Below are 12688 nucleotides of genomic sequence, written 5' to 3' on the forward strand. Positions count from 1 at the left end.
GCCCGGCCGCCCCGCTACTCCCGCCAGCCGCTGGTGATCGGCAGCCTGCGGTCCTTCCCGAAGACCTTCTGCGAGATCTTCGTGCCCGGCGGGTACTGCCGCCGCTTGTACTCGGCGGCGTCCACCAGCCGCAGCACGCGCGTGACCAGCTCCTCGGGGAAGCCGGCCGCGATGATCTCCGCACGCCCCAGGTCCCGGTCCACGTAACTTTCGAGCACCCGGTCCAGCTGGTCGTAGTCCGGCAGGGAGTCCGTGTCGACCTGGCCGGGCCGCAGCTCCGCGCTCGGCGGCTTGGCGATCGAGTTCTCCGGGATGGGCGGCGTCTCGCCGCGCCGCGCGGCGGCCTCGTTCCGCCACCGCGCCAGCTGGTAGACGCCCGTCTTGTAGACGTCCTTGATCGGCGCGTACGCGCCCACCGAATCCCCGTACAGCGTGGAGTAGCCCACCGCCAGCTCGCTCTTGTTGCCGGGGGCAAGCACGATGTGCCCCTCCTGGTTGGACACGGCCATCAGCAGGGTGCCGCGCAGCCGCGACTGGAGGTTCTCCTCGGCGAGCCCCGTCAGCTCCACCGCCGACATGTAGGCGTCGAACATCGCCCCCACCGGAACGGTCCGCAGGTCGAGGCCGGTGCGGCGGGCCAGCTCCACCGCGTCGTCCCGCGAGTGCTCCGAGGAGTACCGCGACGGCATCGACAGGCCGTACACGTGCCCGGGCCCCAGCGCGTCGCAGGCGATGGCCGCGCAGAGCGCCGAGTCGATGCCGCCGGACAGGCCGATCAGCACCGAACGGAAGCCGTTCTTCCGCGTATAGGCCCGCACCCCGGTGACCAGTGCCTGGTACATCTCCTCCGTGTCGCCGAGGCGCTCCGCCTCGCCCCCCGGGTACCGCACCGGTCCGGGCGCCAGGGGCTCGGACGACAGCGTCAGGTGGTCGATGCGCAGCCCGTCGGCGACCGGCCCGGACGGCGGCTCCGCCGCCGCGGCCGGCAGGTCGAGGTCGAGCAGGAGGCACTCCTCGGCGAACTGCGGCCCGCGGGCCAGCACCGAGCCGTCCCGGTCCACGACGATCGAGTCGCCGTCGAAGACCAGCTCGTCCTGCCCGCCGACCATCGCCAGGTACGCCAGCGCGCACCCGGCCTCCTGCGCCCGCCTGCGCACCAGGCCGAGGCGCGTGTCGTCCTTGTGCACCTCGTAGGGGGAGGCGTTGATCGTGAGCAGCAGCCCGGCCCCCGCGGCGCGCGCGGCCGGCACCCGGCCGCCGTCCTGCCACAGGTCCTCGCAGATGGCCAGCGCCACGTCGACGCCGTGCACCCGGAGCACGGGCAGGGTCGCGCCGGGCACGAAGTACCGGAACTCGTCGAACACCCCGTAGTTCGGCAGGTGGTGCTTGGCGAACGTCAGCACCACCTCGCCGCGGTGCAGCACGGCCGCCGCGTTCTGCGGGGCGCCGGCCGGCAGCCCCGCGTTGACCCTGACCTCCTCGGCGGAGCGGTCCAGGTAGCCGAGTACGACCGGCACCTCACCCAGACCGGACTCGGCCAGCCGCACGGCGAGCCCGTCGAGCGCCTCCCGGCTCGCGGAGACGAACGAGGCGCGCAGCGCCAGGTCCTCCACCGGATAGCCGGTCAGCATCATCTCGGGGAACGCCACCAGGTGCGCGCCGCGCTCCACGGCGCGCCCGGTCCAGCGCAGCACGGCGTCCGCGTTCGCGGCCAGGGCCCCGACGGAGGAATCGATCTGGTTGAGGGCGATACGTAGCTGAGGCACGCCACCGAGTCTAATCGTCCGACTGACGCTATGGGGTGGGGGCCCGGGTGCGTTCCGGCACGATCCGGTCGAAGTCCGTGCGACCGGCGCGCGCTGAGCGGCGCGGGGCCGAAAGCCGACCTGGCATATTCGGCCAGGGTGTGCCGCCGCGGGGTTGCCCGCGGCCGGTGCGGGGCACAGCTATCCCACGTCGCAGTGCCGTCCACGCCGGAGGGGTGGCATGCCGCAGGACGTCAGCTTCCTCCTGCCCTTCCGCACCCGGACCAACCCCGAGGCCGACCGGGCCCGCGCCCGCCATCTGGGCCGGGCAGCCGACCTCGGCCTGGTGCGCGGCGAACGGGCCATGCGCCGCTACCGCGACTGGCTGCTGCCCGAACTGGCCGCCGCCGCCTACCCGGACGCCAGGGGCGCCGACCTCGACCTCGTCACCGACGCCGTCTGCCTCGGCTTCCCGCTGGACGACCAGTTCGACCGGCCCTCCCGGGCCCAGCCGGAGCTGGCCGCCCGGCTCAGCACCGAACTGGCCGCCATCCCCTACCGCGCCCCCGGCGCCCGCCTGTTGCTCGACCTGCCCGTGACCCGCGCCTGCGCGGACGTGTGGCGCCGCGCCGCCGAGGGCATGTCGCCGTCCTGGCGGGAGCGGGCCGCGGGCAACCTGACGCGCTTTTTCCGCGCCCGCCTGCACCAGGCGCACAACCGCTGCCTCGGCGTCCGCCTCGACGAGAAGTCCTACCTCGCGCTGCGCCGCCGGGCGGCGGGCACCGCACCCTGCTTCGACCTGATCGAACGCGCCGGGCACTTCGAGGTGCCGCCCGCCGCGTACTGGAGCCCCGAGGTGCGGACCATGACGCGGTGCGCGGGCGACGTGGTCCTCCTCTGCAACGACGTGCACGCCATGGAACGCGAGGCGGCCAGGGGCAACCCGCACAACCTGCCGCTCATCCGGCAGCGCGCCCTCGGCTGCTCGCGGGCTGAGGCGGTGGCACAGGTCGGTGCCATGGTCGCGGGCCGCGCCGAGCTGTTCGAGACCGTGGCCGACGGCATCCCGCGGCTGCACGGCGGCTGGCGGCTCGCCCCCTCTGGCGCCGCGGCCGTGGCACGTTACCTCGACGGGCTGCGTTCCTGGATGGCCGCCAACCAGCGGTGGGGGGCGGCCTCTTCGCGGTACGCGTCCGGCGGCGCGGACCTGCCGGGCGACGAGGCGGCGCACCGCCCCGGCGGGCCAGGACGGCTCACCGGCCCCGTAGCCGGGCCAGCACCGCCCGCACCCCACGGACGGCCGGCGCCCGTCGTCTGACCCGGCCGCCCGCGGCGACGGGGCCGGCGGCGGAACCGGCATCCGGGGCGGCGGGCCCGGCCGCCTGCCCCCACGCGGGCTGGCGCACCGGCCGTGGCGGCGGGCCGCCCGCCCGCTCCGGCTCCGCCGGGACCGGGCGGCGGGGGGTGAACGCGACGGGCAGCGCGTCCAGGTGGCGCGACCAGGTCGACGCCGACCAGGTCAGCTCCTCGGGGCCGGCGGCGGGCCGGAGGTCGGGCAGCCGGGCGAGCAGCACCTCGACGGCCGTCACGCAGATGGCCCGGCCGATCTCCTGCCCCGGGCATTCGTGGGGGCCGCTGGTGAACGCCAGGTGCGAGCGGTTGCCGTGCATCGGGGCGCCGGGCGCGGGCCGGATCTCCGGGTCCGCGTTGGCCGCGGCCAGACCGAGGAGCAAGAGGTCGCCCCGGCGGATGTGCCGGCCGCCCAGTTCCACGTCCTGAAGGGCGAAGCCGCCGGGGCACACCGCGATCGGCGGCTCGTCCCACAGCACCTGTTCCACCGCGGCGTGCGGCGTCATCCGCCCGCCGAGCAGCGGGCCGCGGAAGGCGGGGTGGACGAAGACCCGCAGGGTGTTCACGATGAGGTTGGTGGTCGCCTCGTTCGCCGCGACGAGCACCAGTCGCAGGTGGTGGCCGACCTCCTCGTCCGACAGGCCGGCCGGGTGCGCGATCAGCCAGGACGCCAGGTCGTGGCCGGGCGCCGCGTGCTTGCGCTCGACGAGCCTGAACAGCGCACGCTTGAGGTAACGGTCGCTGGTGACGGCCCGCTCGGTGCCCAGCAGCAGCTGGCGGCTCGCCTCGGCGAGCCGCGGCCCCTCCGGCTCCGGCAGGCCCAGGATCTGCGTCAGCGTCAGGACCGGCAGCTGCCGCGCGTACTGGGCGACCAGGTCCGCCCGCCCGTCCGCGGCGAACCGGTCGATCAGCCCGTGCGCGTTGTGCTGCGCAAGGCGCCGCAGCCCGCGGCGGTCGAAGCGCTGAAGGCTTTCGTGGACCGCGCCGCGCAGCCGCTGGTGGGCGGCGCCGTCCTGGTGCGCGCAGTCCGGGCCCCACAGCAGGACCGGCGCGATGGGGGCGTCCGGGCCGATGCGCCCCTCGATCCACCGGGACCAGTTGCGCCCGTCCCGGCTGAAGCGGCGCGGGCTGCGGGTCACGTGCAGGATCTCGTCGTAGCCGAGCACGAGCCAGGCCGGCACGTCGCCTTCGAGCAGCACGGGGGCCACGGCCCCGTGGCGGGAGCGCAGCCCTTCGTACAGGGCCGCGGGATCGGCGGCGGCCACCCGGCCGTACAGCCGCTGCGCCCCGCCCGGTCCTTCGCGGTGGGCGGGGCACCCGGGGGGCGGCGCGCCGTGCGGCCCGGTGCGGGAGGGGTCGGGCGAGGTCGCGGTCACATGGCCCTCCTCGGGGGCGTGTTGCGCCGGGGCGCGGTGGTGTGCAGGTGGCGCAGCAGCGTCAGGAGCACGCCGCGGGACGAGCCGGGCCGGCGGGCGTCGCAGGTGACGACCGGTACGGAACCCGGCAGGTCGAGCGTGGCGCGCAGGTCGCCGGCGGGGCACAGCGGGGCGTCGGGGAAGAGATTGGCGGCGACGACGAAGGGCACGCCGCCCCGTTCGAGCCGGTCCACGGCCGGGAAGCTGTCGTGGAGGCGGCGGGTGTCGACCAGCACCACCGCGCCGATCGCGCCGTCGAGCACGCCGTCCAGCAGGAACCACAGATGCTGCTGGCCCGGCGGGCCGAACAGGTAGAGCACCAGGCGCCCGCCGCACGTGACGCGGCCCACGTCCACGGCCACCCGCGGGCCGGTCCCCGCCGCGGCGCGGAGCGGGCGGATCTCGCTGGCGGAGCCGACCAGCGTCGTCTTGCCGACCCCGAAACCGCCGACGACCAGCACCTTCACCGACCGCTCGGCCGAGTCGGGCAGCGGGTCCCGCGGCGAGGGACGCGGGGACGGTGAGGACAGTGAGGGCAGTTCATAAACGCTGTAATCCATCGATCAGTGCCTTCAGGATCGTGGGGTCGGGGTGCGAGGCGGCGCGGCACTGCTCCTCGCGGGTCCCCCTCAGCTCGACATGCCCGCGGGCGTGCAGCTCCCCGAGCAGGGCGACGACGGTGCGCAGCGGCAGACCGAGGTGGGCCGACAGCTCCGCGACGGACAGCGGGCGGGCGCAGGCGCGCAGCAGCGCCGCCTGCTCGGGCGGCAGGTCCGCGGGGGCTGCGGACGTCGCGAAGACGAGCGTCGCCAGGTCGAACGCGGTGCGGGCGGCGACGAGGCGCAGCGGTGCGGGCGGCCCCTGGCCGCCGCGGGGGTCCGCGTCGCCCGCGGTGGCGGCGCGGGCCGTTCGTTCTTCCCGCCCGGGGCGGGCGGATCGTGGTGGCGCGTCGGGGTGCTGCATGGGCATCCTCGTCGGACTCGCGGGCGGCGGGGCGGGAACGGCGGGCGGGCACGTGGGGTAGCGGAGTCGACTCGCCCGGTGACTGGGAGAGTAGGGGGCGGCCGGGGCGGGCCGCAGCAGCTTGGGGAAACGTCCCCCGGACGGGCGGCCGGCCGGGTCCCCCGGCGGATGAATCCGGCGGCTGCACCCCCGCTGACCTGCGGTTGGGCGGGTGCGGTCGGGCGCAATTCGCTGGGTACATGTATGGCCAAAGGTTGGTTCGGCCGTGCCCTCTTCCGTGCCCCACAATGGACGCGGGCCGTCCCGGTCGCGCATGCGCAACGCCGCCGAAATCCTGTGATGGGATGCTCGGGAGCCCCGCAGGACCCCGCGGCCGGGGACAGAGCCGTCTGACCAGCGAGGATGGGTGGAAATGGAGAAGCAGCAGGAGTTCGTACTCCGCACGCTGGAGGAGCGGGACATCCGTTTTGTGCGCCTGTGGTTCACCGACGTGCTGGGCTTTCTCAAGTCCGTCGCCGTCGCCCCCGCCGAGCTTGAGCAGGCGTTCGAAGAGGGCATCGGCTTCGACGGCTCCGCCATCGAGGGATTCGCGCGCGTGCACGAGTCCGACATGATCGCGAAGCCCGCGCCCAGCACGTTCCAGATCCTGCCCTGGCGGGCCGAGTCCCCGGGCACCGCCCGGATGTTCTGCGACATCCTCATGCCCGACGGCTCCCCCTCGTACGCGGACCCGCGCTACGTCCTCAAGCGCGCCCTCGCCAAGAGCTCCGACCTCGGCTTCACCTTCTACATCCACCCGGAGATCGAGTTCTTCCTGCTGAACGACAAGCCGGTCGACGGCTCGCGCCCCACCCCGGCCGACACCTCCGGCTACTTCGACCACACCCCGCAGAACATCGGCATGGACTTCCGCAGGCAGGCCATCACCATGCTCGAATCCATGGGCATCTCGGTCGAGTTCTCGCACCACGAGGGCGCTCCCGGCCAGCAGGAGATCGATTTGCGGTACGCGGACGCCCTGTCGACCGCCGACAACATCATGACGTTCCGCCTGGTGATGAAGCAGGTCGCGCTGGAGCAGGGCGTGCAGGCCACGTTCATGCCCAAGCCGTTCTCCGAATACCCCGGCTCCGGCATGCACACCCACCTCTCGCTGTTCGAGGGCGACCGCAACGCCTTTCACGAGACCGGCGCCGAATACCAGCTGTCGAAGATCGGCCGCTCCTTCATCGCCGGCCTGCTCCGGCACGCCGGGGAGATCTCCGCCGTCACCAACCAGTGGGTCAACTCCTACAAGCGCATCTGGGGCGGCACCCAGCGCACCGCGGGCGCGGGCGGTGAGGCGCCCTCCTACATCTGCTGGGGCCACAACAACCGCTCCGCGCTGATCCGCGTGCCCATGTACAAGCCCGGCAAGACCGGCTCCACCCGCGTCGAGGTCCGCTCGCTCGACTCCGGCGCCAACCCCTACCTCTCCTACGCCGTGCTGCTCGCCGCGGGGCTGAAGGGCGTCGAGGGAGGGTACGAGCTGCCGCCGGGCGCCGAGGACGACGTGTGGGCCCTGTCCGACGGCGAACGCCGCGCCCTGGGCATCGAGCCGCTGCCGCAGAACCTGGGCGAGGCGATCCAGCTGATGCAGCGCAGCGAACTGGTCGCGGAGACGCTCGGCGAGCACGTCTTCGACTTCTTTCTGCGCAACAAGCGCCAGGAGTGGGAGGAATACCGCTCCGAGGTGACCGCGTTCGAGCTGCGCAAAAACCTGCCGGTGCTGTAGGGCTTGCCGCCCAGGAGGCCGCCTGCCGCGGCGCCGCGCCGCGCCGCGCCGCGCCGCCGGATCGTTCTCCCGCCGGGCTTCGTCCCGGCCCCGGGCCGTCACGTCCGGCCGGGGCCGGTCCGCCCCGGCCGGGGGCCCGCGCCGGACCGCGTCCGCGGGCCCGGCGGCCTCGCGGTCGCGGGAACGTGCCCGTGCCGTGCCGCCGGTGGCTACGCTCTACGCGGGGGCCGGCGCCGACCGGCCCCGCTGACCAGCGGAACTCCGCCACAGAGGGGACGAACGACGTGCCGGTGGGTGGGCGAAAGGACAGCCGTTTCGGGCAACTTCTGCGCCGGGGGTTCACCGACCCCACGGCCGCCGGGCGGCTGCTCGACGACCCCGTGCTGCGCGCGGCCGCGGCCGACGGCGTGCTGCTTGACGCCCTCGGCGCCACCGCGGACCCCGACCTCGCGCTGCGCGGCCTGGCCCGGCTCGCCGAGGCGCAGAGCCGGGGTCCTGCCCTGCTGCTGGACACCCTCGCCGCCGCCAAGCCCCTGCGCGACCGGCTGCTCGCCGTGCTCGGCGCCTCGGAAGGGCTCGCCGACCACCTCGCCCGCCACCCGGACGACTGGCAGTCTCTCGTCGCCTTCGAAACGGCCGACCTGCACCCGGGCACCCAGGAGTTCGAGGCGGCGCTCGCCCCGGCCGCCGACGCCGACGCGCTGCGCGTCCACTACCGCCGGGCCCTGCTCACCATCGCCGCCCGCGACATCACGGGCACCACCGGCTTCGCCGAAACCGCCGCCGAGCTGGCCGACCTCGCCACCGCCACCCTGCGCACCGCGCTGCGCATCGCGGCCGACGCGGCCCCCGAGGACGCCGCGCGCTGCCGGCTCGCCGTCATCGGCATGGGCAAGTGCGGGGGCCGGGAGCTGAACTACGTCTCCGACGTCGACGTCATCTTCGTCGCCGAGCCCGCCGAAGGCACCGAGGGCGCCGATGAGGGGCCCGCCCTCCAGGCCGCCACCCGGCTCGCCGCGCACATGATGCGCCTGTGCTCCGAGACCACCGCCGAGGGCACCATCTGGCCGGTCGACGCGAACCTCCGCCCCGAGGGGCGCAACGGCCCGCTGGTGCGCACCCTCAGCAGTCATCTCGCCTACTACCGCCGCTGGGCGAAGACGTGGGAGTTCCAGGCCCTGCTCAAGGCCCGCCCGGTCGCGGGCGACGCCGCCCTGGGCGACGACTACTGCGCGGCCGTGGCCCCCCTGGTCTGGCAGGCCGTCGAGCGCGAGAACTTCGTGCCCGACGTGCAGCAGATGCGCCGCCGCGTCGAGGAGTCCATCCCGGCGGGCCAGGCCGAGCGCGAGCTGAAGCTCGGCCCCGGCGGGCTGCGCGACGTCGAGTTCGCCGTGCAGCTGCTCCAGCTCGTCCACGGCCGTACCGACACCTCGCTGCGCGCCGCCACCACCCTGGACGCGCTGGGCGCGCTCGCCGCCGGCGGCTACGTCGGCCGCCAGGACGCCGGCTCCCTCGACGCCTCCTACCGCTTCCTGCGCACCGCCGAGCACCGCATCCAGCTGTACCGCCTGCGCCGCACCCACCTGATGCCCACGGACGACGCGGACCTGCGCCGCCTCGGCCGTTCCCTCGGCTTCACCGGCGAGCCGGTCCACGAGCTGACCGCGGCCTGGCGCCGCCACACCGCGGTGGTCCGCCGCCTGCACGAGAAGCTGTTCTACCGGCCGCTGCTCGACGCCGTCGCGCGGCTGGACGCGGGGCAGGTCGGCCTCGGCCAGGACGCCGCCCGCGAGCGCCTGGTGGCCCTCGGCTACGCCGACCCCGTCGCCGCCCTGCGCCACCTGGGCGCGCTCGCCTCGGGCGTCTCCCGCAAGGCCGCCATCCAACGCACCCTGCTGCCCGTGCTCCTCGACCGCTTCGCGGATTCCGCCGACCCCGACGCGGGTCTCCTCGGCTTCCGCAAGGTCTCGGACGCGCTCGGCACCAGCCCCTGGTACCTGCGGCTGCTGCGGGACGAGGGCGCCGCCGCGGAGAACCTGGCCCGGGTGCTCTCCGCCGGGCGCCTCGCCCCCGACCTGCTGCTGCGCGCCCCCGAGGCCGTGGCCCTGCTCGGCGACCCGGCCGGTCTCGCCCCGCGCCCGCTGCCCGCCCTCGGCCAGGAGATCCAGGCGGCCGTGCGCCGGGCGGACACCCCCGAGGGCGCGGTCGCCGCCGCGCGCGGGGTGCGCCGCCGCGAGCTGTTCCGCACCGCGGCGGCCGACATCGTCGGCGCCTACGCCACGGGCGCCTCGTCCGCGGACGAGGCGCCCGGGCCCGTGCTCGACCGCGTCGGCGACGCCCTCACCGACATCAACGCGGCCACCGTGGCCGGGGCGCTCACCGCGGCCTTCGCCGCCCGCGCGGAGGCCGAGCCCCTGACGCGCATCGCCGTCATCGCCATGGGCCGCTTCGGCGGCCACGAGCTGAGCTACGGTTCGGACGCCGACGTGCTCTTCGTGCACGATCCGCTGCCCGGCGTTCCCGAACAGCGGGCCGCCGAGGCCGCGTTCGCCATCGTGAACGAGATGATCCGGCTGCTGCAACTGCCGAGCGTCGACCCGCCGCTGCTCGTCGACGCCGATCTGCGTCCTGAGGGCAGGAGCGGCCCGCTGGTCCGCTCGCTCGCCAGCTTCGCCGCCTACTACCGCCGCTGGTCCCTGACCTGGGAGAGCCAGGCGCTGCTGCGCGCCCAGCCCGTCGCGGGCGACGCGGATCTGGGGGAGCGGTTCATCGGGCTGATCGACCCGCTGCGCCACCCGCCGGGCGGGCCCGCCGAGGACGCGGTCCGCGAGATCAGGCGGCTGAAGGCACGGATGGAGGCGGAACGGATGCCGCGCGGCGCCGACCCGACGACCCACACCAAGCTGGGCAGGGGCGGGCTCTCCGACATCGAGTGGACCGTTCAGCTGCTCCAGCTGCGGCATGCCCACGAGCTGCCCGCGCTGCGCACCACGCGCACCCGCCGCGCGCTGGCCGCGGCCGCGGCGGCCGGGCTGCTCGACGCGGCGGACGCGGAGGTGCTGGACGAGGCGTGGCTGCTGGCCTCCCGGGTGCGGAACGCGGTGATGCTGGTCCGCGGCAGGCCGCAGGACACCTTCCCCGCCGACACCCGCGAATCGGCGGCCGTGGCCCGTTATCTGGGGTACGAGCCGGGCGAGGTCGGCCGGATGCTGGACGACTACCGGCGCACCACCCGCCGCGCGCGGGCCGTGGTGGAGCGGCTGTTCTACGAGGGCTGAACGCGCGGTCCTTCCTGGCCCGGGGCGCCGACGCGCCGCGGCAGCCGGTAGCAGGACGCGCCGTACCACAAGCGGGCGACGGCGTAGCCGAAGGCGAGGCAGATCAGGCCGCCGACCGCGTCCAGCCAGAAGTGGTTCGCGGTTGCGACGATCACCAGCAGTGTGACGGCCGGGTAGAGCAGGCCGAGGACCTTCACCCACAGCGGCCGGGCGAGCACGAAGATCGTGACGCCGCACCACAGGGACCAGCCGATGTGCATGGACGGCATCGCCGCGTACTGATTGGACACCGATGCCATGGCGCTGCCCTCGGCCGAGAGCGAGCCCCACGTGTGGTGGACGCTGGCGGTGTCGATGAAGTCCATGCCCTCCATCAGCCGCGGCGGGGCCAGCGGGTAGAAGTAGTAGCCGAGCAGCGCGACGCCCGTGGTGGCGAACAGCACCAGGCGCGTGGCGCCGTACCGGCCGGGGTGGCTGCGGAACAGCCAGACGAGCACGGCGATCGTCACGACGAAGTGCAGGGTGGCGTAGTAGTAGTTCATCGCCACGATGAGCCAGGTCACGCCCTCTATCGCATGGTTGACCGACCGCTCGAAGGCGAGGCCGAGGGCGTCCTGCACGTCCCAGATCCAGCGGGCGTGGTCCTGCGCCTGCTCCACGCGCGTGGGCGCGGCATTACGGATCACCGAGTAGATGCCGTAACTGAGCGCGATCAGCAGCAGCTCGAACCAGAGCCGGGGGCGTTTGGGGGTCCGCAGCGCGCTCAGGCGCCCGGGGGCGGGGGCGGCGGCCGTGTCCTCACTTCCCTCGGTCGCGGGTCCGGGTCCTGCCGGGTCCACTCGCTCAACTTTCGAACTGACACTGGTTGCCCCCATGGGCCAACAGTCTGCCAGAGGTCGGCGCTCGCCCGATCATCCTCCGGTCTGGTCTTAGACCTGCCCCCTCATCCGGGCGGTGGAGGAATCCCCGCCGGGTCCCGCGCCGGCGCGTCCGCGGCCTCCGCGGCAGCTCAGCCGCCGGTCAGCCGCCGGTCAGGCGCGCTGTATGACCGGCGCGGTGGCGGTGGAGCCGCGGACGACCAGCTCCGGCATGAACACGAATTCGCTGTGCGGGGCCGGCGTCCCGCCGACCTCTTCGAGCAGCGCGCGGACCGCGGCCTGCCCCATCGCGGGCACCGGCTGGCGGATCGTGGTGAGCGGCGGATCGGTGAACGCGATCAGCGGCGAGTCGTCGAAGCCGATGACCGAGCAGTGCTCCGGCACGGAAAGACCTTGCTGCCGCGCGGCACGGATCGCGCCGAGGGCCATCATGTCGCTGGCGCAGATCACCGCCGTGCACTCCCGGGACAGCAGCGCGAGGGTGGCGGCCTGGCCGCCCTCCAGCGTGTACAGGGAGTGCTCGATCAGCCGTCTGGCCTCGGCCGCGGGCACCTGCAACTCCTCCTCCATCCCGCGCACGAAGCCCTCGATCTTGCGCTGCACCGGCACGAACCTGGCCGGGCCGAGCGCGAGGCCGATCCTGCGGTGGCCGAGCGAGCCGAGGTGGGTGACGGCGAGCCGCATCGCGGCCCGGTCGTCCGGGGAGACGAACGGCGCCCGCACCTTCGGCGAGAACCCGTTGATCAGCACGAACGGCACGCCGTGCCCGCGCAGCCGCTCGTAGCGCTCCATGTCGGCGCTGGTGTCCGCGTGCAGGCCGGAGATGAAGATGATCCCGGCGACGCCGCGCTCCACCAGCATGCCGGTCAGCTCGTCCTCGGTGGAGCCGCCCGGCGTCTGGGTGGCCAGCACCGGCGTGTAGCCCTGACGGGTGAGCGCCTGGCAGATGACTTGCGCAAAGGCGGGAAAGATCGGGTTCTCCAGCTCCGGGGTGATCAGTCCGACGAGCCCGGCGCTCCGCTTCTGCAGTCGCGCGGGCCGCTCGTATCCCAGCAGGTCGAGCGCCGTCAGGACGGATTCGCGGGTGGCGGAGGCGACTCCCGGTTTGCCGTTGAGCACACGGCTGACGGTCGCTTCGCTGACCCCCGCCTGGGCTGCGATGTCAGCTAGCCGTGCGGTCACAGTTCGGGACTGTACCTGTCGTGGATCGCCGTGCCCACCGGGGGAGGGGAAACTGTACCGGAATGTATGAATTTAGGCGCTTGCCCGGCGTTCGAGCGCCCTC

At 74.3% G+C, this 12688-nt stretch carries 9 protein-coding genes; 3 read left to right on the forward strand and 6 right to left on the reverse strand.

Annotation, left to right across the window (positions count from 1 at the left end):
• Positions 1-14: 14 nt before the first annotated feature.
• Positions 15-1766, reverse strand: a complete 1752-nt coding sequence (locus STBA_RS27850) for an NAD+ synthase (protein WP_077061832.1) — start codon at positions 1764-1766, stop codon at positions 15-17.
• Positions 1767-1986: 220 nt separating this feature from the next.
• On the opposite strand from STBA_RS27850, the gene STBA_RS27855 reads away from it, so the two are divergent.
• On the forward strand, positions 1987-3063 hold the full coding sequence (locus STBA_RS27855; protein WP_077061833.1) for a hypothetical protein: 1077 nt from the start codon (positions 1987-1989) through the stop codon (positions 3061-3063).
• Here STBA_RS27855 and STBA_RS27860 read toward each other — a convergent pair.
• The 3 genes from STBA_RS27860 to STBA_RS39060 are packed head-to-tail and all read right to left on the reverse strand — an operon-like array spanning position 2999 to position 5473.
• Entirely contained in the window at positions 2999-4471 is a 1473-nt protein-coding gene (locus STBA_RS27860) for a cytochrome P450 (RefSeq protein ID WP_077061834.1), read from the reverse strand. The genes STBA_RS27855 and STBA_RS27860 overlap by 65 nt on opposite strands.
• A complete protein-coding gene (locus STBA_RS27865) occupies positions 4468-5070 on the reverse strand; it encodes an ATP/GTP-binding protein (RefSeq protein WP_079252212.1) in 603 nt (200 codons plus the stop codon). The genes STBA_RS27860 and STBA_RS27865 overlap by 4 nt, the downstream gene beginning before the upstream one ends.
• Positions 5051-5473: a DUF742 domain-containing protein gene (locus STBA_RS39060; RefSeq protein ID WP_079252213.1), complete on the reverse strand. Its 423-nt coding sequence runs from the start codon at positions 5471-5473 to the stop codon at positions 5051-5053. Before STBA_RS39060 ends, STBA_RS27865 begins: the two co-directional genes overlap by 20 nt.
• Before the next feature lie 412 nt (positions 5474-5885).
• On the opposite strand from STBA_RS39060, the gene glnA reads away from it, so the two are divergent.
• Together glnA and STBA_RS27880 are read left to right on the forward strand one after the other, a co-directional pair.
• A complete protein-coding gene (gene glnA / locus STBA_RS27875) occupies positions 5886-7247 on the forward strand; it encodes a type I glutamate--ammonia ligase (protein WP_077061835.1) in 1362 nt (453 codons plus the stop codon).
• A 284-nt stretch (positions 7248-7531) separates the two neighbouring features.
• Complete coding sequence (locus STBA_RS27880) at positions 7532-10525, forward strand: bifunctional [glutamine synthetase] adenylyltransferase/[glutamine synthetase]-adenylyl-L-tyrosine phosphorylase (RefSeq protein ID WP_077061836.1); 2994 nt, start codon at positions 7532-7534, stop codon at positions 10523-10525.
• On the opposite strand, the gene STBA_RS27885 is transcribed toward STBA_RS27880, so the two are convergent.
• Positions 10513-11400, reverse strand: coding sequence for a phosphatase PAP2 family protein (locus STBA_RS27885; protein WP_077061837.1), 888 nt, complete (start codon positions 11398-11400; stop codon positions 10513-10515). The two genes, STBA_RS27880 and STBA_RS27885, sit on opposite strands and share 13 nt — an antisense overlap.
• A 156-nt stretch (positions 11401-11556) precedes the next feature.
• Positions 11557-12585, reverse strand: a complete 1029-nt coding sequence (locus STBA_RS27890) for a LacI family DNA-binding transcriptional regulator (RefSeq protein WP_077061838.1) — start codon at positions 12583-12585, stop codon at positions 11557-11559.
• Positions 12586-12688 lie beyond the last annotated feature (103 nt).

It is taken from the genome of Streptomyces sp. MP131-18 (assembly GCF_001984575.1).
Lineage (GTDB): Bacteria > Actinomycetota > Actinomycetes > Streptomycetales > Streptomycetaceae > Streptomyces > Streptomyces johnsoniae.

What these genes read in the sequence shown, in the direction of transcription:
- STBA_RS27855 (WP_077061833.1), top strand. Translation starts at nt 1,987, where the DNA reads ATGCCGCAGGACGTCAGCTTCCTCCTGCCCTTCCGCACCCGGACCAAC.
- STBA_RS27865 (WP_079252212.1), bottom strand. Translation starts at nt 5,070, where the DNA reads ATGGATTACAGCGTTTATGAACTGCCCTCACTGTCCTCACCGTCCCCG.
- STBA_RS39060 (WP_079252213.1), bottom strand. Translation starts at nt 5,473, where the DNA reads ATGCAGCACCCCGACGCGCCACCACGATCCGCCCGCCCCGGGCGGGAA.
- glnA (WP_077061835.1), top strand. Translation starts at nt 5,886, where the DNA reads ATGGAGAAGCAGCAGGAGTTCGTACTCCGCACGCTGGAGGAGCGGGAC.
- STBA_RS27885 (WP_077061837.1), bottom strand. Translation starts at nt 11,400, where the DNA reads ATGGGGGCAACCAGTGTCAGTTCGAAAGTTGAGCGAGTGGACCCGGCA.